Source organism: Arthrobacter sp. TMT4-20, from assembly GCF_054510775.1.
In genome coordinates this window covers 50,450-73,625 of record NZ_JBTNDW010000010.1, presented here as the reverse complement: position 1 = coordinate 73,625, position 23,176 = coordinate 50,450, and the positions used below count along the sequence as shown (strand labels likewise).

At 65.2% G+C, this 23,176-nt stretch carries 20 protein-coding genes; 14 read left to right on the top strand and 6 right to left on the bottom strand.

Annotation, left to right across the window (positions count from 1 at the left end; genetic code table 11):
- Positions 1 to 40 precede the first annotated feature (40 nt).
- Entirely contained in the window at positions 41 to 1,258 is a 1,218-nt protein-coding gene (coaE, locus tag ACX80Z_RS11090; RefSeq protein ID WP_459315920.1) for a dephospho-CoA kinase, read from the bottom strand.
- A 191-nt stretch (positions 1,259 to 1,449) separates the two neighbouring features.
- Here coaE and ACX80Z_RS11085 point away from each other — a divergent pair, with 191 nt between their 5' ends.
- From ACX80Z_RS11085 to ACX80Z_RS11070, 4 genes are all read left to right on the top strand, one after another.
- Positions 1,450 to 2,121 carry an IMPACT family protein gene (locus ACX80Z_RS11085; protein ID WP_116778867.1) on the top strand — a complete coding sequence of 224 codons (672 nt, stop codon included), beginning with the start codon at positions 1,450 to 1,452 and terminating at the stop codon, positions 2,119 to 2,121.
- Complete coding sequence (locus ACX80Z_RS11080) at positions 2,114 to 3,241, top strand: class I SAM-dependent methyltransferase (protein ID WP_459315919.1); 1,128 nt, start codon at positions 2,114 to 2,116, stop codon at positions 3,239 to 3,241. The genes ACX80Z_RS11085 and ACX80Z_RS11080 overlap by 8 nt, the downstream gene beginning before the upstream one ends.
- A 71-nt stretch (positions 3,242 to 3,312) precedes the next feature.
- Complete coding sequence (locus tag ACX80Z_RS11075; protein WP_459315918.1) at positions 3,313 to 4,665, top strand: APC family permease; 1,353 nt, start codon at positions 3,313 to 3,315, stop codon at positions 4,663 to 4,665.
- A 3-nt stretch (positions 4,666 to 4,668) separates the two neighbouring features.
- Positions 4,669 to 5,403 (top strand): hypothetical protein, encoded by a 735-nt coding sequence (locus ACX80Z_RS11070; protein ID WP_459315917.1) that lies wholly within the window; start codon positions 4,669 to 4,671, stop codon positions 5,401 to 5,403.
- Positions 5,404 to 5,524: 121 nt separating this feature from the next.
- Here the strand turns inward: ACX80Z_RS11070 and rpsA are convergent, their stop codons facing one another.
- The 3 genes from rpsA to polA form a co-directional block, all read right to left on the bottom strand.
- Positions 5,525 to 7,024 (bottom strand): 30S ribosomal protein S1, encoded by a 1,500-nt coding sequence (gene rpsA, locus ACX80Z_RS11065; protein WP_459315916.1) that lies wholly within the window; start codon positions 7,022 to 7,024, stop codon positions 5,525 to 5,527.
- A gap of 227 nt (positions 7,025 to 7,251) precedes the next feature.
- Positions 7,252 to 8,577, bottom strand: coding sequence for a GNAT family N-acetyltransferase (locus ACX80Z_RS11060; protein WP_459315915.1), 1,326 nt, complete (start codon positions 8,575 to 8,577; stop codon positions 7,252 to 7,254).
- Positions 8,578 to 8,700: 123 nt separating this feature from the next.
- Positions 8,701 to 11,478, bottom strand: coding sequence for a DNA polymerase I (polA, locus tag ACX80Z_RS11055; protein WP_459315914.1), 2,778 nt, complete (start codon positions 11,476 to 11,478; stop codon positions 8,701 to 8,703).
- Here polA and ACX80Z_RS11050 point away from each other — a divergent pair.
- The 3 genes from ACX80Z_RS11050 (at position 11,477) to ACX80Z_RS11040 (ending at position 14,112) form a co-directional block, all read left to right on the top strand.
- Entirely contained in the window at positions 11,477 to 11,965 is a 489-nt protein-coding gene (locus tag ACX80Z_RS11050) for a PaaI family thioesterase (RefSeq protein WP_019481439.1), read from the top strand. The genes polA and ACX80Z_RS11050 overlap by 2 nt on opposite strands.
- A 303-nt stretch (positions 11,966 to 12,268) precedes the next feature.
- A complete protein-coding gene (locus ACX80Z_RS11045; RefSeq protein ID WP_459315913.1) occupies positions 12,269 to 13,060 on the top strand; it encodes an AfsR/SARP family transcriptional regulator in 792 nt (263 codons plus the stop codon).
- 8 nt (positions 13,061 to 13,068) lie between these two features.
- The gene (locus tag ACX80Z_RS11040) at positions 13,069 to 14,112 is read left to right on the top strand and encodes a hypothetical protein (protein ID WP_459315912.1); all 1,044 of its coding nucleotides are present in this window, start codon (positions 13,069 to 13,071) and stop codon (positions 14,110 to 14,112) included.
- A 76-nt stretch (positions 14,113 to 14,188) separates the two neighbouring features.
- Here ACX80Z_RS11040 and ACX80Z_RS11035 read toward each other — a convergent pair whose 3' ends face one another.
- Complete coding sequence (locus tag ACX80Z_RS11035; RefSeq protein WP_019481436.1) at positions 14,189 to 14,419, bottom strand: hypothetical protein; 231 nt, start codon at positions 14,417 to 14,419, stop codon at positions 14,189 to 14,191.
- Positions 14,420 to 14,425: 6 nt separating this feature from the next.
- Positions 14,426 to 15,640 carry a S8 family serine peptidase gene (locus tag ACX80Z_RS11030; RefSeq protein ID WP_459303706.1) on the bottom strand — a complete coding sequence of 405 codons (1,215 nt, stop codon included), beginning with the start codon at positions 15,638 to 15,640 and terminating at the stop codon, positions 14,426 to 14,428.
- A 184-nt stretch (positions 15,641 to 15,824) separates the two neighbouring features.
- Here ACX80Z_RS11030 and ACX80Z_RS11025 point away from each other — a divergent pair, with 184 nt between their 5' ends.
- The 7 genes from ACX80Z_RS11025 to ACX80Z_RS10995 all read left to right on the top strand — a co-directional run bounded on the left by ACX80Z_RS11025 (position 15,825) and on the right by ACX80Z_RS10995 (position 23,104).
- On the top strand, positions 15,825 to 16,304 hold the full coding sequence (locus tag ACX80Z_RS11025; RefSeq protein ID WP_459315911.1) for a hypothetical protein: 480 nt from the start codon (positions 15,825 to 15,827) through the stop codon (positions 16,302 to 16,304).
- Positions 16,301 to 18,208 (top strand): M64 family metallopeptidase, encoded by a 1,908-nt coding sequence (locus ACX80Z_RS11020; RefSeq protein ID WP_019481433.1) that lies wholly within the window; start codon positions 16,301 to 16,303, stop codon positions 18,206 to 18,208. Before ACX80Z_RS11025 ends, ACX80Z_RS11020 begins: the two co-directional genes overlap by 4 nt.
- 28 nt (positions 18,209 to 18,236) lie before the next feature.
- A complete protein-coding gene (locus tag ACX80Z_RS11015) occupies positions 18,237 to 18,857 on the top strand; it encodes an L-threonylcarbamoyladenylate synthase (protein WP_019481432.1) in 621 nt (206 codons plus the stop codon).
- A gap of 317 nt (positions 18,858 to 19,174) precedes the next feature.
- A complete protein-coding gene (locus ACX80Z_RS11010; protein ID WP_459315910.1) occupies positions 19,175 to 19,414 on the top strand; it encodes a hypothetical protein in 240 nt (79 codons plus the stop codon).
- Between the two features lie 7 nt (positions 19,415 to 19,421).
- Positions 19,422 to 20,942, top strand: a complete 1,521-nt coding sequence (locus tag ACX80Z_RS11005) for a CYTH and CHAD domain-containing protein (protein ID WP_459315909.1) — start codon at positions 19,422 to 19,424, stop codon at positions 20,940 to 20,942.
- A 371-nt stretch (positions 20,943 to 21,313) separates the two neighbouring features.
- The gene (locus ACX80Z_RS11000; RefSeq protein WP_459315908.1) at positions 21,314 to 21,745 is read left to right on the top strand and encodes a LexA family protein; all 432 of its coding nucleotides are present in this window, start codon (positions 21,314 to 21,316) and stop codon (positions 21,743 to 21,745) included.
- A gap of 9 nt (positions 21,746 to 21,754) precedes the next feature.
- Entirely contained in the window at positions 21,755 to 23,104 is a 1,350-nt protein-coding gene (locus ACX80Z_RS10995) for a Y-family DNA polymerase (RefSeq protein ID WP_459315907.1), read from the top strand.
- Positions 23,105 to 23,176: the final 72 nt, after the last annotated feature.

Genomic DNA, 23,176 nt, shown 5'->3' with positions numbered 1-23,176 from the left:
AGACCCTCCCCCGGACAATCAGCGTCCTGAATGGGGCAACTTAGCCGACGGCAGAAGAGGGCTGAGGAGTCCAGCCAGTGTCGGCAATCCAGCGTTTCAGCAGCGGATCAGCGACGGTGGTGAACCAGTTCTCCTTGCACTCCGCGTAGCCCTCGGTAGTCGCATCCCGGGTGTGCTGGGCCGCACACCGCTCCTTCTCCGCCTGGTACTGGGCCGCGGCGCCCGGGTCGGAGCGCAGCCAGTCCCTGAACGACAGGGCATACCGCCATCCAGGCGAACCCTCAACCCGAACATGAAGGTTAACCGCGCGACCAGGGTCGGCGTTGGCGTGCAGACGCTTCCCCCATCGGGAGGGGTCGGGAACGTCCTGTTTGGGTTCATCCCGTGTGATGCCTTCGAGCAGCGGAAACCCTGCTGCGACCAGCTTTCCGGCAATCGCGTCGGCGTCTGCAAGGGTCGCGACGGTGACCTGCAGGTCGAGGACATCCCTGGCGGCCAACCCGGGCACAGCGGTCGACCCGATATGGTCGACCGCCAGCACCAGGGGATCAACCAGACGCACCCTGCCCATGATCCGTCCGGCCTGTTCCGGCCAGTCGTCGCGGGAAGGCACCAGTTGCGGGCCACCATCGCGTGCGGCCTGGACGCCGCGCAACAGGTTGTGGTTGAAGGGCACCAGTCGTTCGTCCCAGAGGCGGTCGACGGCGGCCAGCAGATCCTGTGGGGTGCTGTCGTTGACGAGGACGACGTCGGCGGCTGCCTTCCGCTCGGCACGCGTGGCTTGCGCACCAATCCGGGCCCGCGCGTCGTCGTCGCTCATTCCCCGGAGGCGGGTCAGCCGCTCGATCCGGACGCTGTCGGGAGCGTCGACCACCACCACCAAATGGAACTGGTGCTGCTGGCCGGTCTCCACCAGCAGGGGAATGTCCTGCACGACGACGGCGTCCGGGGGCGCAGCCGCCGTCAGCTCACGGGCGCGTTCCCGCACCAACGGGTGGATGATCGAATTCAACGTCATCCGGCGGGACGGGTCACCGAAAATGGCTGCCGCCAGCGCCGGCCGATCCAGGCTACCGTCCGGAAGCAGCACCTCCTCACCGAATTCGGCGGCCACGGCTGCCAGCCCGGCCGATCCTGGTTCCACGGCCGCGCGGGCCAGCACATCGGCGTCGACCAGCACCGCACCAAGCTCTTCCAGCCTTGAGGCGACAAGTGATTTCCCTGCTGCGATCCCGCCGGTGAGGCCAATTCTGAGCATGTCCCCACCCTAATACGTGGGATGTGCCCGCCGCCCTCCAGATGCCTGGATCCACGGCCATCCACGGCAGGCGGAGTACGGGTGCTCCCCCGCTGGCAGGCCCGGTGAGCAGGACAGTCCCTGCCCTCCGAGCCTGCTCGTCACTGGAGCATTTGCGCTGGCGCAACCTCCCGCCCACTAGACTGGGGCCGGTGAATGACAGTGGAATAATCGGCTACACAACGGTCCGGGGCGAGCACCGCCACGAGACCGATGTGCGCCGGTCACGCTTCATCACTGTCGTCCGGCGGATTGCCAGCGAGGACGAGGCGCGGTTGCTTCTCACCGAGCTGCGCCGGGAGTTCCACGACGCGCGCCACCATTGCAGCGCCGTCGTGCTGGGTCCTGATCGGTCGGTCCAGCGCGCCAACGACGACGGCGAACCGTCCGGCACCGCCGGTGCCCCCATGTTGGACGCCATCCTCAAACGCGACAATGCCGATGGTGAGGCTGACCTGAGCGACGTCGCGGTGGTGGTGGTCCGCTATTTCGGTGGAGTGTTGCTTGGTGCTGGCGGACTGGTGCGCGCCTATTCCGACGCTGTCTCCCAGGCGCTGGACTCGGCGCCACGTGTCCGACGACGACTGTTGCAGCTCCTGGTGGTCCCGGTGGCTCACACCGACGCGGGGCGGGTCGAAAACGAGCTCCGCAACGCAGGCGTCGACGTCCTGGGAACCGACTATCCGGCGGAACGGGCCACCATCCGGGTGGCCATACCGGCCGGGAACGCATCGATCGACGAGTTTCGCGCCCGCCTCGCCTCACTGACCGCCGGCCAGTCCGGCGCCCAACTACTCGACCTGAAATGGGTGGACTGTGACTGACTTTTCCTTCGACAACCTTCGACGGGCTCCCGACGTCGAGGCCCCGAACCTCTTTGCGTTCGACGCCACCGATCGGCTCCTCCTCGACACCGCCGGCCCGGCGATCACCGCCGACCGGGACGGCGTCGTCGTCATTGGGGACCACTACGGTGCGCTCACTCTCGGCGCCGCCGCGCTGCATGGGGCACACTCGATTCGCACCCACCAGGACCCGCTCTCCGGTGAGCTCGCGTTGACAGCCAACGCGCACACCGCCGGCCTGGCCGCGGCCTTCTCCCACTATCCGCTCAACGAGGCCCTGCTGGCTGGCGCCCGCACGGTCCTGCTGCAGCTGCCCAGGTCGCTGGCCGCGCTGGATGAGATCGCGTGGACGATCGCCCGCTACGCAAGCCCGGACGTCACTGTGTTCGCCGGCGGCCGGGTCAAACACATGACCACCGCGATGAACGGCATCCTGGCCCGCCACTTCACCACGGTGGCTGCCGGACTGGCACGCCAGAAGTCCCGGATCCTGACGGCGTCGGCGCCCGTGGCCACCCCCGCCAGCGGGTTTCCGGTGGCGGAGAAGCACGACGTCGGCCTGCCCGCACCGCTGATCCTCAAGGCTTTCGGCAGCACCTTCGGTGGCGCCAAACTGGATGCGGGGACCCGGTACCTGCTCCCCGCCCTCTCCGCGGCCCGAGCCGCGGGGCAGGCAATCGATCTGGGGTCGGGCAATGGCACAATTGCCGCCTATCTCGCCCTCGCGCGGCCTGCGATGGAAGTTGTTGCAACGGACCAGTCGGCGTCAGCTGTTGCGTCTTCCCGTGCGACCGCCGATGCCAATGGTGTCGGCGACCGGATCACGGTCGTGCGGGATGATGCCCTGTCCTCGATGCCCGCCTCATCAGCCGAGCTCATTGTGCTGAACCCGCCCTTTCACATGGAGGGCACCGTTCATTCCGGGATTGCCCTGAAGCTTTTCGCCGATGCTGGCCGGGTGCTCAAACCGGGGGGTGAACTCTGGACGGTCTGGAACAGCCACCTCCAGTATCGGACCCCGCTCGCCTCCATGGTTGGACCTACCCGGCAGGCCGCCAGGAACCCAAAATTCACCGTCACGGTTTCCACCGGGCGCTGAGGCGGCCGGTCCGGAAACCGGCCCCGTCACGCAATGATCAGTGAACTTACTTTCTGGAATATACTTCGGGAATGTCCACAGCTCAGCAGTCAGCCCCGTCCAAGCTAAAGCAGGGCATTACCGGCCCGTTGCTCTACCTGTTTATCCTCGGCGATGTGTTGGGTGCGGGCATCTATGTGCTGGTCGGGGTGGTGGCAGGTGAAGCGGGCGGTGCCCTCTGGGTGCCCCTGCTCGTCGCTCTGGGGCTGGCACTGCTCACGGCGGGTTCCTACGCGGAACTCGTCACCAAGTACCCGAAAGCGGGCGGCGCCGCCGTTTTCGCCGAACGTGCCTACCGGAAGCCCCTGATCTCTTTCCTGGTGGGCTTCTGCATGCTGGCTGCCGGCGTCACCAGTGCCGCCGGCCTGGCCCAGGCATTCTCCGGCGCGTACCTGTCCGCCTTCATCGACGTCCCGGCGGGCCCGGCGTCGCTGGTCTTCCTCCTGCTGGTCGCAGCCCTGAATGCCCGCGGCATCCGAGAGTCAGTGCGCACCAACGTGGTCATGACGGTCGTCGAAGTCTCGGGCCTCGTCCTGGTGATTGTCGTCGTCGGCCTCTTCCTCGCGCAGGGCAACGGCGACCTCAGCAGGGTCACCCAGTTTCCCGACGGCGTGGGGCCGGCTTCCGCGGTACTGGCTGCCACCCTGATTGCCTACTACTCGTTTGTCGGGTTCGAAGTGTCGGCGAATGTCGCAGAGGAGGTCAAGGATGTCAGCCGGGTGTTCCCTCGCGCGCTCTTCGGCGCACTCTTTACTGCAGGTGTTGTCTACGTCCTGATCGGCCTGGCAGCCTCCGCCGCTGTGCCCGCAGCCGACCTGGCGGGTTCGACGTCGCCACTGCTCGACGTCGTCAACGCCACCGGGTTCGGGATCCCCGAGTGGATCTTCGGACTGGTGGCCCTCATCGCCGTCGCCAACGGGTCGCTGCTCACCATGATCATGGCAAGCCGGCTGACCTATGGGATGGCCGAACAAGGCCTGCTGCCATCGGTGCTGGGCCGGGTACTCCCCAACCGGCGCACACCGTGGGTCGCCATCATTGCGACCACCGTTGCCGCGATGATCCTCAGCAGCACCGGTGATCTGGCATCGCTGGCGGAGACGGTCGTGGTGCTGCTGCTGTTCGTGTTCCTCAGCACCAACATCGCCGTGCTGGTGCTTCGCAAGGACCGGGTGGACCACCAGCACTTCCAGATTCCGCTGATCTTTCCCTACCTGGCGATCGCGTCCTGTGTCCTGCTCATGACGCAGCAGAGCGCCGACATCTGGTTACGCGCGGGAATCCTGGTGGCTATTGGCCTGGTGCTGTATGCGATTCAACACAGCACGACCCGCCGCTCCGCCCCGGACCGCACCGCGGACTCCGACCGAGCAGTGAAGCACTGACCGATGCGCGTCACGACCGCACTCGGCAAGGGGTTCGCCAGCCTGTTCGCTACGATGAAAGCCGTCAGGCCGCAGCGTCCTATTCACCCCGACGGCGTTTGGCTCACCGGGACACTCACCCGGACCGGGCCACCTGTTTCCAGCGGAATTTCCTGGATCGACGGCACCGGCCAGGACCCGATCCAGGCGCGGCTGTCCCGCTCGGTGGGGCTACCGCGCTGGAGCCCTGACATTCTCGGCCTGGCCTTGCGGGTCCCCCACGGGTCTGACCACTTTGATGTGCTGCTCGCATCCACCGGTGCGTCATTTCCCGCCCGGTTCGTCCTGCTCCCGCAGCGGAATGTCCAGGCCGCCAAATTCACGTCAATGATGCCGTACAAGGGCGGGAAGTCAGCCGTTCTGCTGGCGGCTTTTCCTCTTGACCCGAGTGGCCGGATGCCAGCCACGCCTGCCGGGCTCCGTGTGGGGTTGGCGAAGCGTCCCCTGGAACTGGCCCTGTGCTTCAGCCGTCCCCTGGGTGATTGGACCCGGTTCGGCACTCTGGTGCTGACCCCGGAAGAGCTTGAGCCGGTGCTGGTGGCACGGGGCGGTGATCCGGCGGGTTTGCGTTTTGACCCGGTCCGGCGCCCGCTGCCCGGATCCGAAACCTATGCCTGGACCCGGGCGCTCCGGGAACCGTCCTATGCCGAAGCCAGGGTTGCACCGGGCCACGCGCTCCCGGGTTCAGACTCACGCTGAGCAGCCCCCTCTGGTGCGTGCGCCCGAACACGGCAGGCAAAACGCGAGACTGAACGGAATTGGGCGCAAAAAAGGTCCCCACCATTACGGTGGGGACCTTTTCAGGTGCTAGCGCTGGACCTTAGTTGCCGGTCAGCTTTTCGCGCAGTGCGGCAAGTGCCTCGTCTGACGCGAGCGTACCCGTGCCGACGTTGCTGTTGCTGCTGGCGTTCGTGCTCTCAGTGGCGGCTGGCTCAGAGGAGTAGCTCGTGGAGCTTGACTCGACTGGCTCGTTGGCAGCAGCTGCATCGTCAGATGCGTGCTGCACAACCTGCTTCTTGTGAGCTTCCCAGCGTGACTGGGCTTCAGCGTACTGAGCTTCCCAGGTCGCGCGCTGAGAGTCGTAACCCTCGAGCCATTCGTTGGAGTCTGGGTCGAAGCCCTCTGGGTACTTGTAGTTGCCTTCTTCGTCGTACTCGGCAGCCATACCGTACAGAGCCGGGTCGAACTCGGTGCTGTCGGCGTCGACGCCCTCGTTAGCCTGCTTGAGGGAGAGCGAGATCCGACGACGTTCGAGGTCGATGTCGATGACCTTGACGAACAGTTCGTCGCCAACCGAGACAACCTGCTCTGCCAGCTCCACGTGGCGGACAGCCAGCTCGGAGATGTGGACCAGGCCTTCGATGCCGTCTTCGACGCGAACGAACGCACCGAAGGGAACCAGCTTGGTGACCTTACCCGGAACAACCTGCCCGAGGGCGTGGGTGCGGGCGAAGGTCTGCCATGGATCTTCCTGGGTGGCCTTGAGCGACAGTGAGACACGCTCGCGGTCCAGGTCCACCTCGAGAACCTCGACGGTGACTTCCTGGCCAACTTCGACAACCTCGGACGGGTGGTCGATGTGCTTCCAGGACAGCTCGGAAACGTGAACGAGTCCGTCGACGCCGCCCAGGTCCACGAAGGCACCGAAGTTGACGATCGAGGAGACAACGCCCGGACGAACCTGGCCCTTTTCCAGCTTGTTGAGGAACGTGGAACGCACCTCGGACTGGGTCTGCTCGAGCCAGGCACGGCGGGACAGGACCACGTTGTTGCGGTTCTTGTCCAGCTCGATGATTTTCGCTTCGATCTTCTGACCGATGTAGGGAGCAAGATCGCGTACACGACGCATCTCAACCAAGGACGCGGGCAGGAAGCCGCGGAGGCCGATGTCGAGGATGAGTCCACCCTTGACAACTTCGATGACCGTACCGGTGACGACGCCGTCTTCTTCCTTGACCTTCTCGATATCGCCCCAGGCACGCTCGTACTGAGCGCGCTTCTTGGACAGGATCAGTCGGCCTTCTTTGTCCTCTTTGGTGAGCACCAGTGCTTCGACCTGATCGCCAACGGAGACAACGTCTCCGGGATCAACGTCGTGCTTGATGGACAGCTCACGGGAAGGGATAACACCCTCGGTCTTGTAACCGATGTCGAGCAGAACTTCGTCGCGGTCAACCTTGACTACCGTTCCTTCAACGAGGTCTCCGTCGTTGAAGTACTTGATGGTGGCGTCAATGGCTGCGAGGAAGTCCTCAGCGGTGCCGATGTCGTTGATCGCGACCTGCGGTGCACCTGGCTTCTCGGTGGTGGTGATGGTCATGTAGTTGGGACTCCGTTGTGGATGATTAGTTGATCCGGAGAGCGACGCCTGGGCAACAGGAAACTCTGCTGATTCAGATGGAGCTCGTCCGGAAGTGGACTTTTGGAGAGAAAACGACTTACCTGATGTTGCTTGGCAACCCGTTTCGCAGTGCGCATTACACGCCCGTCTAGTCTAGCCGTTTGCGCCAACACAGGTCAAAGCGGCGGGCGGCGCCGGGTGCCGGGTCAGAAGTGGGTAATGCAGTACGGATCGGTCGGGGTCTGGAAGATCCGGTCGACGACGGCGAGGCTCCCCTGTCCTGTGGACCCCTGTTCGCTGAGGTGCCCGGCAGCGGCCAGGGTCCGGGCTGGAACGCCACCCAGATACATCGACCCGAGCGCCGTGACATCGACGCGGAGCTGCGTGTCGGCGTCGTCGTCGAGTCGTGCCACCGACCCGGAGCCGTTCTCGACCGTCAACCGGAACCGGCCCGCGGCATAGCCGAGAGGATCCACGATTTCCAGGCTGACCGTTCCCGCACCCTGGTAACCCCGTGCTTCCAGGGCAGCAATGGGGTCGAGGATGCGCAGCCACAGGACATCCTCGTCGCCAATGAGTTTGTAGCAGCGACGATCCTGCAGGGCCCACGGCAGGGGGTCGTTCACGGGTGCCAGATCGAAGGTGATGCGCTGGACGAGGTCGATTGCGCCAAGGTAACGCCACAGCTCGAGGTAGGCGGCGTCGGAGACGGCGACCAGATCAACAATCTTCATCGTGTACGGGGTGGTCCCCCAGCCGGAGAATTTGTAGGACACGAACCCGTCGGGCCGGCCGTCGTCGTCGTAATGCACCGCGACGCGCACACCCTTGTCCTCGACGGGCCGTTCCTCGCCCCAGCGGCCGGAGGCACGCTGCGGATAGGCGAACTGGCGTCCCACCGAACCGGTGGTGGCGTGATGGAACCTGGCGAAAATCTGTTCGGACAGTGCTGCCGCGGAGGCCGGTGCCACGATCTCGGTGACACCGAACGCCGGCGCGCGCAACGCGAACCGCTCCTTCACATCCACCTCGATGTTGCGGGTGAACGTTGCAGCACCGAAACCGAACCTGCCGTAGATGGTCGCCTCCGATGCGGTCAGCGCTGCGATGGCGAGACCTTTGGACGCGGCGGACTGCAGATCACTGGTCATCATGGTGCGCAGCAGCCCACGACGGCGGTGGGTGGGGCGCACGGTGACGGCAGTGATCTGGTGCGCGTCAAGCAACTGGCCGTTGCCGACGTTGAGGGAGTTGACCATGGTGGCGTAGGTGGCCACCGGAATGCTGGCATCCCACGCGTGTGCACTGGCAGCGTCGTCGTAGGCACCCCACAGGGTCCGGCTGTCGGAGGTGAACGCCGCAGCATAGGTGGCTAGATCCTCCGGCTCGGTGCGGGCTTCGTGGAAGCCGAACCGGACCGCTTCGAACCAGTGGGCCAGGGCACCGTCGGATGAGGAATCTGTCTCAGCTGTCACCGTGAAGGTGTCGATGCGCAGTGCGGATGGGGCGGCGGAGTCTTGGGTAGCGGTCACGATCCATCAGCCTAGTGTGGCGGAGCGCCCGGCACCAGTGAGCTGCCGGCACCAGTGAACTCCCGGCGCCAGTACGTACCCCCGGCACCAGTGCGTATGCCCGGTGCCCAGAGCGGGTCTGGGCTAGTGCGCGGCCTCGTGCCAGCTCGCTCCCACACCCACCGAGACGTCCAACGGAACCGTGAGGTCAGCCGCAGCCCCCATCTGCTCGCGCACCAGCAGCTCCATGGTGTCCCGCTCACCGGGCGCAATCTCGAGCACCAGCTCATCGTGTACCTGGAGCAGCATGCGGGAGGAGAGACCCTGCCGCCGCAGTTCGGCGTCGACGCCGAGCATCGCCTTCTTGATGATGTCGGCAGCCGAACCCTGGATGGGCGCGTTCAACGCCGCCCGTTCAGCCATTTCCCGCAACTGCCGGTTGTCGCTGGAAAGATCCGGCAGGTACCGGCGGCGGCCCTCGATGGTGGACGTGAACCCGTCGACCCGTGCCTGCTCCACAACACCGCGCAGGTAGTCGCGGACGGCGCCGAACCGGTCGAAGTAGTCGCCCATCAGGGTGCGGGCCTCGTCCACCGAAATGGCGAGCTGCTTGGAGAGTCCAAACGAGCTCAGACCGTAGACCAGGCCGTAGGACATCGCTTTCACCTTGGACCGCATCGCGCTGGTGACCTCGGCGGGTGCGACGCCGAAAATGTGGGCACCGACAAACCGGTGCAGGTCCTCCCCATCGCGGAACGCCTGGATGAGGCCCTCATCCCCGGACAGGTGCGCCATGATGCGCATTTCAATCTGCGAGTAGTCGGCGGTCATCAGGCAGTCAAAGCCGTCACCGACGACGAACACCTCGCGGATCCGCCGGCCTTCGTCGGAGCGCACCGGGATGTTCTGCAGGTTCGGGTTGGTCGAGGAGAGCCGTCCCGTGGCCGCGATGGTCTGGACGTACGTGGTGTGGATCCGGCCGTCGTCGGCCACTGACTTCCGCAGCCCCTCGACCGTCTGACGGAGTTTGGAGGCGTCCCGGTGAGCCAGGAGCTGTTCAAGGAACGGATGCCCGGTCTTCACGATCAGGTCAGTCAGCGCATCAGCGTCGGTTGAGTAGCCGGTCTTGATCTTCTTGGTCTTGGGCAGTTCAAGCTCGTCGAACAGGACCGCCTGCAGCTGCTTGGGCGACCCCAGGTTGATTTCCTTGCCGATGATCCTGAACGCCTCGGCGCTCGTGGTGCTCATGGTCGCCGAAAAGTCATCGAACAACTGGTCCAACCGGTCCATCGCCACGGATACGCCGGTGAGCTCCATTTCCGCCAGCACCTCGGCCAGGGGCAGTTCGAGCCCGCCGAGCAACTGGTTGGCGCCCCGCTCCACCAGTTGGCCGGCGAAGTACTCGCTGAGCTGCAGGGCGGCGAAGGCGCGGGCGACGGCGGGGGACGCGACATCCTCGTCTTCCAGCTGGAGCGCGAGCTGCCCCCCGGTGGTCCCTGCGGCGGGCGCGATCGACATTTTCAGGTGCGATTGGCTCAGGTCCGCCAGATCGTAGGCCCGACGGTCCGGCTGGATCAGGTACCCGGAGATGGCCGTGTCATCCACCACCCCGGCAAGTTTCAGCCCGCGCGCGGCGAGTAGTTTGTAGGCGGCTTTGAAGTCGTGGGCCACCTTGGGTGCACTGAGGTCACCCAGCCAGCCGACAAGCACCTGCTCAGCCTCAGCGTCGAGCGTCTCCAGATCCAGGTACGCCGCGGCGGTCGAGGTGACAATCGCCAGCCCGACGACGTCGTCGTTCCCGGTCGTTGACTGGGTCACCAGCTGGACGGCTGCGATGGCCTGGTTGGTCGCTTTGAACCATTCGGTCAGGTCGGCCGCGCTGGTCAGGACCACGTGCTCCGGCGGGGTCATTTCGTCGTGGGACTCGGCGGCGTCTTCTTCCCCGAACAGGTCGAAGAGGCGTTTGCGGAGGACGTTGAACTGGAGGGAGTCGAACAGCTCCTCGACGGCCGGGCGGTCGGGGGTCCTGGACACCATCGTGTCCAGCTCAACCGGCAGGTCCAGGTCAAGGTGCAACTGGTTCAGGCGGCGGTTGCGCTTCACCAGCTCGATGTGCTCCCGGAGCGAGTCCCCCACCTTCCCCTTGATGGCGTCGAGGTTCTCGAGGATGCCGTCCAGTCCGCCGTACAGCTTGATCCACTTGGCAGCAGTCTTGGGGCCCACTCCTGGGACTCCCGGCAGGTTGTCGGCGGTTTCCCCGACCAGCGCGGCCAGGTCGGAATACTTGTCCGGCGGGACGAGGTACTTCTCCTCCACAGCCTGCGCATCCATTTGCGGAATGTTGGTGACACCCTGCTTCGGGTACAGCACGGTGACGCGGTCGTTGACCAGCTGGAAGGCATCGCGGTCACCGCTGACCACCTGAACGTCCCAGCCTTCGGCGGCGGCCCGGACCGAGAGGGTGGCGATGATGTCGTCGGCCTCGTACCCCTCCATCGACAGGGTGGGGATGTGCATCGCCTGCATCACCTTGATGATGAGGTCCACCTGGCCATGGAATTCCGTCGGCGTCTTCGCGCGACCCGCCTTGTACTCGGTGTACTCCTCGGTCCTGAACGTTGGGGTGCTCAGGTCCAGTGCCACCGCCACATGGGTGGGCTTCTGGTCCCTGATCAGGTTGATCAGCATCGCCGTGAACCCGTAGACGGCATTGGTGTGCTGCCCCGTGTCGGTGGAGAAGTTCTCGGCCGGCAGGGCGTAGAACGCCCGGTAGGCCATCGAGTGGCCATCAATGACGAGGAGGCGTTGACGGGATCCGTCGGCCGGCCCGGTGGCCGTCGGCGGGGCGTCCGTCAGAGTCGTGGCGGCTACGGGAACATCGGGTTTGGTTGTTTGACTCACAGGTGCCAGCCTAGTTCCCATGACCGACAATTACACTCCGGAGTCGTCCGGACAGGAACCGCCCGCCAACCCGTTCGCTGCCGAGCTGGCCGCCGCCGGTGTGCCTGAAGAGATGCACGACTGGCTCAGCGGCCACGGCATCGGTCGCCTCGCCGCGAAAATGGGAATTGTGTTCACCGAGATGACCGCTGGCCGGCTGGTTGCCACCATGCCGGTCGAAGGGAACGAGCAGGTTGCCGGAATCCTCCACGGGGGCGCGCATCTGGTCCTGGCCGAAACGCTGGGCTCCTTCGCCGCAGGCCTGCACGCTGGCCGGGACCGCCAGGCGATGGGGATTGAGATCAGTGCAACCCATCACCGGTCGGCGTCGTCGGGCCTGGTTACCGGCACCGCGACAGCCGTCCATCTGGGCCGCACGCTGACCACCCACGAAGTGGTGATGACCGACGACGACGGCCGCCGGCTCTCCACCGCCCGGATCACCAACATCATCCGCGACCTCCGCTGACGAACCTGCAGACCCCGGCCGTAGACCGCCCAGCCGGCCCCTGAAACGGCCCCGAAGGAAGGACCGCCGGTTGCAAGCGGCGGTCCTGACCCGGAGGGCCGTTTCTGCGCGAAAGGGCCCCCGTCTCTGCACCAAAAGGCCCCCGTTTCTGCGCGAAAGGGCCCCGCAACCCCGGAGTGGGTGAACTATTGCCGGGAGCATTGACAAGGTTCGAAAGTCTGAGGATGCTGGCATTCACAGCGGTTCACCGTTTCAGCGGATAGGGGGCGCCTCTCCCCGATGATGCAGGAAGTGGGGACGGGTATGTCTACGAGCATTCCGGTCCAATGGAATTTGAAATTGTTGCGGTACTGGCGTCTAGAACGAGAGCACCAGCCGGTCACTGTCGCGTTCCGGCAGCAGCGCCTCATCGCTGCGCTGGCCCTGCGCGGCGGCCGCCGACGAAGCTACATCGCGGGGCTCCTGTGGCCCGACCGTACCGATGCGCAAGCCTCGGGAAGCCTGCGTGCCTGCCTGTGGAACATTGCCCACCAGCTTCCCGGTCTCCTGCAGCCAGCCAGCGATCCGCTTGCCCTCGCCCCGGGAATTGTGATCGACGTCGACGAGCTGCTCGTCCGCGTGGATCGGGTCAACCGACCGGGCCTGCTCGACGTCGGTGCACCGGTAAGGGAGGGGCTGGCCGGCGACCTTCAGACGGCGGACCTCCTGCCGGGCTGGGATGAAGACTGGCTGCGGGTAGATCAGGACAGGCTCTTCAGGCAGCGGCTCGCCGCCCTGGAGGACCTGGCCAACGCCTACCTGGCTCAGGGCCAGCTCTCGCCCGCCCTCGACGCGGCGACGGCCGCTGTCGCGTTGGACCCGCTCCTGGAGAGCGTGCAACGGACGCTCTTGCGGATTCATCTGGCGGCTGGCAACCATGGTTCGGCAATCCGCAGCTATCGCACCTATCTGACGACCCTCAACCGGGAGTGCGGGGTCAGGCCGTCCACCCGGATCACGGACCTCATCCGTCCGCTGCTCCAGGCGCAGGAGCCCACAGTGCGCGCGGAACCAGCGCCCACCTTCAGCGCCATCCTGCACCCGTCCTTCGAGTAGGTCCAGCCATGTCAGAGCCTGCTGCCGGCCCGCAACCCCCGTCACCCCCTCCCCTCGCGCCACCGACGAACCGCACCTGGCGGGAACAGGCGATCACCACCGCCGCCCAGTTGCGGACCCTCGCGGAATGGGTCAGCCTCATCGACCCCCCAGCGGGGGCGCCGCCAGGCCAGGCCAGCGCGAAGACCGCCCTGGACCACGCAATCACGTGGCACCTCAACGAAGCGTCCACCGTCGCGGAGCAGAAGTCGCCGGCCATTCAGACCTCATTCAACGGAGCCGTAGTGGAACGGGTCCTCAGCCAACTTGACGCCGCTCAGGTGGCACTTCTGCTGCGGGCACCGTTGGACTACGTCCAGTCGCAACTGCCGGGGATCCAGGCGCACGCCCGGCAGCACCTGAAGCGGGGAGACCCGCACCGGGTCGCTGTCGAAGACGTCGTGGCAGCGTCACTTGGCACCCCCCTGGATGAATCCGGGCGGATGACCCTGGTGGCTGCGTTCAGGGCGTCCTGCCTCGAGTCCCGGGAGGAATTCTCGCGGGTGCGCAGCTTCCGCAACGTGCTCATCATGGGCGCGCTCGTCCTGACCGTACTGGCGACGGCCCTCGCCGTCGCTGGCTGGATCCGGCCGGAGGAGCTGCGGCTGTGTTTCGAACCAGCCGAGGGCGTTGCCTGCCCCACGGGCGACAGGCCCCGGCCCTGGGATGTGTTCTTCATCGAATCGTTCGGACTGATAGCGGCGGCCGTCTCAGGTGCCGCTTCGCTCCGCCATGTCAGGGGTACCTCGACCCCCTTCGGTCTCCCACTGGCCCTGGCAATTCTGAAGCTCCCTGCAGGTGCGCTGACGGCAGTACTGGGACTGCAGCTCATGCGCGGCGGCTTCGTCCCCGGGTTGAGCGACCTGGACAATCCCGCCCAGATCGTGGCCTGGGCGATCACCTTCGGCGCCGCCCAACAGTTGTTCACCGGGCTGGTGGACCGGCAGGCGCAAAACGTGCTCGACGACGTCGGCGGCAAAACCGGTGGCACCGCGAACACCAACGGGCCGTAGCCGACTGCGCGGCGCCAGCCGGGAGTGCGTCCCGGACGCCGCTGGTCCCGGACGCCGCTGCTACTGGACGTCGCTGCTACTGGATGTCGCTGTCGGGCGGAGGTAGGAGGAAGCGGGTCTCACCGTCCACGGAGGACACCCCCTCGACCGCTTCCAGATCCGGCCGGCAGTTCTCCGGCGCTGAGCCGGTGATCATGCCCACGTTGTCGAGCACCCGGTCAACCTCCAACCCGCAGGACCGCAACTGTTCCGCGACCTCCTGGATCGCGGAACGATGCAGGTCATCAACGGTGACGGTGAAGATCATGACCCCTCATTCCTGCGGTGCCATCACCAGACCGGAGCCGACGTCGACCGACGCCTGCAGCAACCGTTGGCTCTCCTGAGCCATCAGGGACCACAGCTCCCGCCCCCGGTAGCCTGATGCCTGCGCCCAGAGGGCTGCGACTCCCGCAGCGTGCGGCGTGGCCATCGAAGTGCCGCTGATGGTGTTGTACCGGTCGGGCATCAGCCAGGACGAACGCACCTGGAAACCCGGGCCAGCCACATCCAATTGCCCGCCCCGGATGGGGAGCGTCCTCGCGGAGAAGAAGGCCATCTCGAGGTGCTGGTCCAGCGCGCCCACCGCCATGATGAACGGGCTGTTTGCGGGCGCCCCGACAAAGCCGAAGTCCCCTTGCCGGCGGTCCGCGCCGTTCCCGGCGGCGGCGATGATCAGGTGACCCTGGTCGAGCGCCCGGCGGCCGACCGCCGTATACGGCGGGTGCACCTGCGGAATGTCGGCCCCAAGCGACATCGAAATCACGGCGCACCCGTTCGCCATGGCCCAGTCGATTCCGGCGATGATGCCGCCGTCGCTGCCCGACCCCGAGTCGCCGAGTACCTTCCCCGCGAAAATTTCCGCCTCGTAGGCCACGCCATACGCCGGGCCTTCGGATGGCGACCGCGGGCCACAGGAGGTCCCGATGCAGTGGGTGCCGTGTCCGTGCCCGTCCTGGGCCGTCTCACCGGGTACAAAAGACTCAACGGTGATTTGCCGGCCGGCGAAGTCCGGGTGGCTTGAGTCGAACCCGGTGTCCAGCACCGCGACCCGGATACCCTCGCCGCTGAAGGGGGATGTGTCCGCGGCGACGGCCTGAAGCCCCCAGGTGAGCTGCGCGCTGTCCTGGAACGACGACGAGGCTCCCCCGGGCTCGTCGGTGAGCACATGGTGGATGAGTTCCGGGGAGACGGAGATGACGGTGCCCTCGTCGGACGACGAGCTGAGTGCCCGCTGCTGTTGCGGATCCGCGGACACGACAGCAACCCCGAGGTGGGAATAATACGTGGCATCCGCTCCCTCGGTGTCGGCTGGAGATGCGGCACGGGTGCCGAAGTCGCGGGAATCAGCGACATGGGACATGCCAGCAGCAGACCGAAGCAACCCTGGAGCGTTCTCCTCGGCGTCGGCGAAAACAACTATGAAACGACCGGTGGTCTCCGGTTCCTGACCGCGGGGTCGGCTACCTGAGGACTCAGATTCAATCATGGTGGCACTCTACCTCTGGGTTCCTATGGGATAAAGACCCAACGTAACGCCGCCGACGTTACTGCGGCGTTACTCGAGAAGCACCGGGCGGCAACAGCCTGGACCGCTGATTGACGGTAACAGCCGAGTAACGCCCGTGACGGGAGGATAGGACGAAGGCCAGACCCACCGGAAGAAGACCGCCATGACCGATAACCCCCAGCCCACGCCCAGTGCGATCAGGCTGATCTTCGAGTACGACGGCGACGACGTCCGGCTGATTCTGCAGCAACCCGTCGATGTCGCCGTCACCGGGTTTGATGCACACCCGGAGGTGAGAGCCGGCCGCTACGCCGAGGTGCGGGATGCCGACGACGCGCCCCTGACCCGGGTGCCGGTGCGGACCAGTGACCTTCACAGCGCTGAGGTGTTCCCGGAAACTCCGGGCGAGCCCATCACCAGGGTCCAGGTGGAGCGGCCCACTGGCGCTTTCACCGTCGTCGTCCCGGCCCCGCCCGCTGCACGGTCCATCGCCTTGATCGACGTTGCGGCTCCCGACCCGGAGGACACCGGCAGCCGGGATGCTGCACCGCCCGGCGACGGCGGGGACGGCCGACGACTCGATGGTTTCCGCGTCACCGACATCACCAGCTTTGCCATCGAGGGACGAGGTGACACGAAATGACCACCGCCGATGGGACAGTGATTGGCACCACCCAGATCCGGGGCTCGGCGCCGCGAAACCGGGCCTTCAATGTGGTGCTCCTGGGGGATGGGTTCCGGGCGGCAGAGCAGGCCTCCTTCGATACCGCCTGCACCGCACTGGCGAATGCGTTCCTTGGTACACCGCCATTCAACGAACTGGCTCCAGCCATCAACATCTTCCGGGTCAATGTCTCGTCAACCGATTCCGGTGCAGACGATCCGGCGGCTGCGGGCGGCACGGGCGCAACCGTCCGAACCTACTTCGATTCCACGTTCGGCGGCAACGGCATCAGACGTCTGCTGCTGTGCAACGCCGCGACAGCCCTGACTGTCGCTGCTGCCCAGGTACCGGAATTCACCACAGTGCTGCTGATCGTCAATTCGACTATTTACGGTGGCAGCGGCGGATCCATCGGGACGTATTCGCTGGCGGCGAGCGCCACCGAAATCGGGATCCACGAGATGGGACACACCGCGTTCGGGCTCGCCGATGAGTACCCGTACTATGCTGGCGGCGACGAAACCGGCCAGGACCACCATCCCGGTCCGGAGCCGGGGGCACCGAACGTCACGATCAACCGGAACCGGGCGTCCCTGAAGTGGCGGTGGGCCGTCAACGCGGCAACCGCCATCCCCACCATGACCAACCCGGACTGCAGCACAGTGGATTCACGTCCCAGCCCGGTGGCCGACGGGACGGTCGGGGCTTTTGAAGGGGCCCACTATTACCACTGCGGCGCCTTCCGGCCGGAGTTTGCCTGCAAGATGCGCGACCTCGGGGTGCCGTTCTGCCGGATCTGCCGGCAGGTGATCTGGAACCGAATCGGACCGCTGGCGGCGTTGACCGCGCGGGCGAAGACGCCCCTCACGGTAATCGACAGGTACCCCGAACACCTCGATGTGTTCGCTGTCGCATCCGACGGGCGCACCATGTCCAACTGGTGGGACCAGAGCAGCGGCTGGGCGGGATGGTTCCAGCTCATGGGGGGCATCGCCTCACCGGGAGGTGCGGGATCACCGGTGACCGCCGTCGCCCGGTACTCCGGACACCTGGATCTGTTCACCGTCGGGACCGATAACCGGGTGTACAGCGCGTGGTGGAGCTCATCGGGTGGCTGGTCCAACTGGTTCCAACTCGGCACCCTGGTTGCCCGGGCCGGGGCGACCGTGAACGTCCTCGCACGGTACGCCGACCACCTCGATGTGTTCACCACCGCCGCGGACGGCAGGATCATGTCCATCTGGTGGGACGTGCGGACCGGCTGGTCCGGGTGGTTCCAGGTCTCAGGGGGTGTCGCGGCAGCCGGTGCGACCGTCACGGCCATTGCACGGTACCCGTTCCATCTGGATCTATTCACGATCGGCACCGACAACCGGGTCTGGAGTTGTTGGTGGGATGATCGCAGCGGCTGGTCCCGTTGGTTCCAGGTCGGCGCGCAGCTCGCCCGGCCTGATGCGACAGTCACTGTGGTGGCCCGCCACCCAGATCATTTGGACCTGTTCACCACTGCCCCTGACGGCAAGATCATGTCCACCTGGTGGAGCGCCCGCACTGGTTGGGGCAGCTGGTTCCAGGTCTCCGGAGGCGTGGCGTCCGCCGGATCACCGGTCACTGCAGTTGCGCGGTATTCCAACCACCTGGACCTCTTCACCGTCGGCACGGACAACCGGATCTACAGCACCTGGTGGCACGACACCACCGGGTGGGCAGGATGGTTCAACATTTCGGGCGGCGTCGCGAAACCGGGCAGCCAGGTCGCCGCCGTGTCTCGGGTGACCGAACATTTGGATGTATTCGTCATCGGATCGGACAGCGTCGTCTACAGCACGTGGTGGAACGCATCGACGGGGTGGGCTGGGTGGTTTCAACTGGGTATCACCTGACCTGCCACCAGCGACGTATGCTCTTCGCATGGCCAAATTCTTCGATGTGCACCCCGACGATCCACAGCCGCGCGCAATCGGGCAGATCGTCGACGTCGTCAGGTCCGGCGGGCTCATCGCCTACCCGACGGACTCTTGCTACGCGCTCGGCGCGCAGCTGGGCAACAAGGACGCGCTGGACCGCATCCGCTCCATCCGGAAGCTCGACAACAAGCACCACTTCACGCTGGTCTGCAAGGATTTCGCGCAGCTTGGCCAGTTCGTCCACATCAATAACGATGTTTTCCGCAGCATCAAGGCCGTGACGCCAGGCAGCTACACGTTCATCCTGCCGGCCACCAAGGAGGTGCCGCGCCGGTTGCTGCACCCCAAGAAGAAGACCGTGGGTGTCAGGATTCCGGATCACCGGATGGTGCAGGCCCTGCTCGCCGAGCTTGGCGAACCGTTGCTGTCCAGCACCCTTCTGCTGCCCGATCAGGAAACGCCGCTGACCCAAGGCTGGGAAATCAAGGAAGAGCTCGACCACCAGGTGGATGCGGTCATCGATTCGGGCGACTGCGGCGCCGAACCGACCACCGTGATCGACTTTTCCAGCGGCTCCGCCGAAGTGGTGCGTCACGGCATGGGCGACCCGTCCCGGTTCGAGTGAGTGGTGTTGCCAGCTACGTGGGGTATTCTCAGCCCTAGACGGCCTCGGTTACCGTCGTTTTGGGCATTCATCACCGTCTGACCGCACGGCGAGCCAGCACGTTAAGGTATCCCGTGAACAGACAGCACCGCTCTCAGACAGGCAAGATCCTTCCTGTTTCGTCCTGCGAGGCGCCCCACGAATCAGCTACGCGGTACGAACTGCGCGCCTCACTCTCGACTCGCACCGTTAGAGGTTTCCCAGCACCGGCAGTAAACCCGTCGCCCAGGGCAAACCTTGCCCGGGGATGAACACCGTCGACCGGCTGGAGGCCAGACATGAGCTATTCAAACGAACTAACCATCAAACGGCTGCGTGATAGTGGCGCCGACAACGATCTCCTCCATCGGTTGGAGCAGGTCGATGCGGAGATCGACGTGATTCTCCGGTCGGGCGGGACCTCACAGGATGTGAGGGAAACCCAGCAACTTTTTGACGATTTGTCGGCTGCCGCGGTCGGCGCAGCTGTCCAGCCCGTCCCCTCGGGACACCCGGGCGCTGGACACCAGACGCAATAATAAGACCATGACACGCACCGAATCTCTTGAGATCGAACGCAAGTACGACGTCGGCACCCATGAGGTGGTCCCCGACCTCACCGGCATCACCGGCGTGGCCAGGGCGGACGACGGCGGTACCGTGGTTCTGGAAGCTCTGTACTTCGATCTGCCGGACCGGTCGCTGCTGCGCCACGGAATAACCCTGCGACGGCGGCGCGGGGGCAAAGACGAGGGCTGGCATACCAAGTTCCCGGCGGACGCGGACCGGCTCGAGGTCCAGGTGCCGCTGTCCGGCACGGGCGATACACCGCCGTCGGAGGTACTCGATCTGGTTCGGGTCCATGTCAGGAATAGTGCCCTCGAACCAGTTGCACGAATCACGACCACCCGCACCATCACCACTCTGGTGGATGCGGCTGGCACCCCGCTGATCGAAATCAGCGACGATGTGGTCGACGCAGAGGACCTGACCACCGGCGTCGAACGGTCCTGGCGGGAATGGGAAGCAGAAGTGCAGGGCGGAGAACCCGCTCCCGATGATGCCAGGCAGGCCCTGGTGGACGCCGTCGAGCACTCCTTGTTGAACGCTGGCGCCGCCCCAGCCGGCAGCACGTCGAAACTGGCCCGGGCCATGGGTGGCCAACCCCAGCTCGCTCCGGTCGATGGTAAGCCCGGCTCTGTCCGGAATGTGCTGACCGCTTCGTTCCGCCAGGTGGCCGCCGAACTGGTGGCGTGGGATCCGCGGGTGCGCCGCCACCAGGCAGGTTCGCTGCACCAGTTGCGGGTGAAGGCTCGCACTCTGCGTAGCATGCTGAAGACCTATCGGCCGCTGCTGGAGGGCGGCCCGGCGGGCGAGCTCGAAGGTCAGCTGAAGTCACTCGGCCGGAATCTCAGCGCCGCCCGTGACGCGGAAGTGATGCAGGCGCTGATCGTGACCCGCATTGCCAACCGGCCACCGGGGTCAATCCCCCGGCACGTGATGAGGCGGTTGGACAGGTCATCGGCCGCCCGGTACCAGAAGGCCTACTCGGCAGTCCTCCGGGACCTCAATTCCGCTGAATACTTCGCTACCCTTGATGCCCTTGACGAGTTCACCGCCCGGGTCCCGCTGAAGGGCGAGAAGAACAACGGCGGGAAGGCTGCCACGAACCTTCCGCCAGCGGTCAACCGCCAGCAGGAGATCGTGGTGAAATCCGCTCAACGTGCCAGCCGCGCATCAGATCTGGACTCACAGCTGGAGTTGCTGCATGAGGTGCGCAAGAGGTCCAAGCGCCTGCGCTACGCGATCAGGTCGGTTGAGGGGGCCTCAGGATTCGCTTTCGGCGGGCAGGTGGGAAAGTCGATGAAGTCGTCGGAGAAGATCCAGGACATTCTGGGAACCCACCGCGACAGCGTCCTCTTTCAGGAGTATCTCCTCAAAGCATCCCGTGCGGCGCGACGGGCCGGAGAGAACACTTTCGCCTACGGAGTGCTTCATGAGGCCGAGAATTCGATCCAGGCCGATGCTGAAAGAAAATTCCGGAAGAGCATCAGGAAGCTCAGCTGACCGGAAAGCGCACACCATGACCCACCCCACCCAGCCTTGGAACCGCTCACGGTGGGATGCTTCCGCCGAGCTGCCGGAGCTGTCTTCCATGGCCCACGAGATAAGCACGGTCGGCTTTTTTCCCCGCAGATAGCCGCTGAACGTGGCCTCCCCCGAACAAGTGCCACCACAGGGAACCGGATCCAGTCCACCCCTCGTGCCCCACTCCGTTTCAGTCGGTCACCCGGCGGGCAATAGGCCGCCCGAGGTGTTGCCGTGTCCCGTGAAATCTAGCACTGAGCCGACCACGCTTTTGACGCCGCCCCGCTGAAAGGTCCGGGTCGGATGCTACGCTTATTTCGTTCGAATATATGTACTAATCGAGGGATGCCGTGACCGTTGTAGCCCATATTGCTCAGTTACACGGAACCCCGCCAGGCCACTTCACCGACGTCGCGCCGGTCTCCGTTCCCGCAGGTTTCCCCTCGCCCGCACAGGACTATTACGACGGCGGGATTGACCTCAACAAACACCTGATCAAAGACACCACCTGTACTTTCATCGTGAGGGTCTCCGGCGACAGCATGTCCGGCGCCGGTATCAACGACGGGGATGAGCTGATCGTGGACCGGTCGTTGGCGCCCCACCACGGATCGGTGGTGGTGGCGATCCTGGACGGCGAGTTGACGATCAAACGGCTACACCTCGGCGCCACCGGGGTCCTCCTCAAAGCGGAAAATCGCGACTATCCGGACATCACTGTCGCTGAACTGTCCGACTTGTCGGTGTGGGGGGTAGTCACCCGCTGCCTGCACTACGTGTAAGCCGCTGCGATGACCGATTACCATTCCCGGGTGCCCGATGGCCCGGGCCATTACCCGTCCGCGGCAGCAGCCGACCGTACCAAACCGTCCCGGATAGCCCTCGTCGACGTCAACAGCTTCTACGTCAGCTGCGAACGTGTCTTCGATCCCAGCCTGGCGGGCGTCCCGGTGGTGGTCTTGTCAAACAACGACGGCTGCGTGGTGGCCCGGTCCAATGAGGCGAAAGCCCTCGGCATTCCACTCGGCGAGCCGTGGTTCAAAATCTCCGCCCAGGCCCCCGGCTGGGGGCTCATTCAGCGCTCCAGCAACTATGAGCTCTACGGAGACCTGAGTTCACGGGCCATGGAGCTGATGGGACGCTTCGCCGCCTGGCAGGAGGTGTACTCGATCGATGAGTCCTTTCTTGGTCTCGCGGGTTCGCCGCAGTCCTTACAGGATCAAGGCTGGGCCATCCGGGCCGCCATGGCGCTGCACACGGGGTTGCCGGTCTGCGTCGGAATCGCCCCGACCAAGACTCTTGCCAAGTTCGCCAACCGGGTGGCCAAACAAAACCCTGCGATGGGTGGGGTCTGCAATCTCGACACCATGCCCGGGGCCCACATCGACCACATCATGTCGCGGGTCCCGGTCACCGGGGTCTGGGGTATTGCTGGCCCGCTCGGAAAACGGCTCAATGCCATCGGCGTGTTTACCATCGCTGACCTTCGCGCCGCTGACCCGTTGCTGATGCGACGGAAATTCTCGGTCCTCATGCAGCGCACCATCCTGGAGCTGCGCGGTGTGCCGTGCATCGAACTGGAAACGGAGCGCGCGGACAAAAAGCAGATGATCTTTTCCCGCTCATTTTCGACGCCGGTCACTACGCTCGCTGGAATGCATCAGGTGATGAGTCTCTACGCGCAGGCCGCGGCGGTGCGCCTGTCCCGGGCGAAGCAACTCGCCAAGAGCATGACCGTCTTTGCTGGCACATCACATTTCCACCGGACTGCTTCCTCCTTCCCGTCCGTGACCGTGAGACTGCCCGCCCCGACCGCTGATCCGGTGGTCCTGACGCGGGCGGCTGTCGGGGCCCTTGAGGGACACCTTGGGGAGGGGGTCCCCTACGCTCGGGCCGGGGTGATGCTCACCGATCTGTCCCCCGCCGGGTTTCAACCGCAACTGGACGTCTTCGTTTCGGTGCACGAGCGGCGCAACATCGGAGCGCTCCTCGGTGAGGTGACCCAGAAGTACGGTACGGGAAGTATCGGACTGGGTCGGGCCGGTATGTGCGCCCCGGCCGATTGGACCATGAGCCGCCGGTATTCCTCCCCCCGGTACACCACCGAGTGGGATGAACTCGCCATTGTGAAAGCCGACTGAGTAAGGCCAACTGAGTAAAAGCCGACTGGATGAAAGTACTGCCGACCACTGACCACGGGTGGGCCTTGGTCC

Bases quoted from the DNA above. Each gene is read 5' to 3' on its own strand.
- ACX80Z_RS11075 (WP_459315918.1), top strand. From the start codon at position 3,313: ATGTCCACAGCTCAGCAGTCAGCCCCGTCCAAGCTAAAGCAGGGCATT.
- ACX80Z_RS11050 (WP_019481439.1), top strand. From the start codon at position 11,477: ATGACCGACAATTACACTCCGGAGTCGTCCGGACAGGAACCGCCCGCC.
- ACX80Z_RS11010 (WP_459315910.1), top strand. From the start codon at position 19,175: ATGAGCTATTCAAACGAACTAACCATCAAACGGCTGCGTGATAGTGGC.
- ACX80Z_RS11015 (WP_019481432.1), top strand. From the start codon at position 18,237: ATGGCCAAATTCTTCGATGTGCACCCCGACGATCCACAGCCGCGCGCA.
- ACX80Z_RS11040 (WP_459315912.1), top strand. From the start codon at position 13,069: ATGTCAGAGCCTGCTGCCGGCCCGCAACCCCCGTCACCCCCTCCCCTC.
- rpsA (WP_459315916.1), bottom strand. From the start codon at position 7,024: ATGACCATCACCACCACCGAGAAGCCAGGTGCACCGCAGGTCGCGATC.
- ACX80Z_RS11030 (WP_459303706.1), bottom strand. From the start codon at position 15,640: ATGATTGAATCTGAGTCCTCAGGTAGCCGACCCCGCGGTCAGGAACCG.
- coaE (WP_459315920.1), bottom strand. From the start codon at position 1,258: ATGCTCAGAATTGGCCTCACCGGCGGGATCGCAGCAGGGAAATCACTT.
- ACX80Z_RS11070 (WP_459315917.1), top strand. From the start codon at position 4,669: ATGCGCGTCACGACCGCACTCGGCAAGGGGTTCGCCAGCCTGTTCGCT.
- ACX80Z_RS11020 (WP_019481433.1), top strand. From the start codon at position 16,301: ATGACCACCGCCGATGGGACAGTGATTGGCACCACCCAGATCCGGGGC.
- ACX80Z_RS11035 (WP_019481436.1), bottom strand. From the start codon at position 14,419: ATGATCTTCACCGTCACCGTTGATGACCTGCATCGTTCCGCGATCCAG.
- ACX80Z_RS10995 (WP_459315907.1), top strand. From the start codon at position 21,755: ATGACCGATTACCATTCCCGGGTGCCCGATGGCCCGGGCCATTACCCG.
- ACX80Z_RS11025 (WP_459315911.1), top strand. From the start codon at position 15,825: ATGACCGATAACCCCCAGCCCACGCCCAGTGCGATCAGGCTGATCTTC.
- polA (WP_459315914.1), bottom strand. From the start codon at position 11,478: ATGGGAACTAGGCTGGCACCTGTGAGTCAAACAACCAAACCCGATGTT.
- ACX80Z_RS11045 (WP_459315913.1), top strand. From the start codon at position 12,269: ATGTCTACGAGCATTCCGGTCCAATGGAATTTGAAATTGTTGCGGTAC.
- ACX80Z_RS11005 (WP_459315909.1), top strand. From the start codon at position 19,422: ATGACACGCACCGAATCTCTTGAGATCGAACGCAAGTACGACGTCGGC.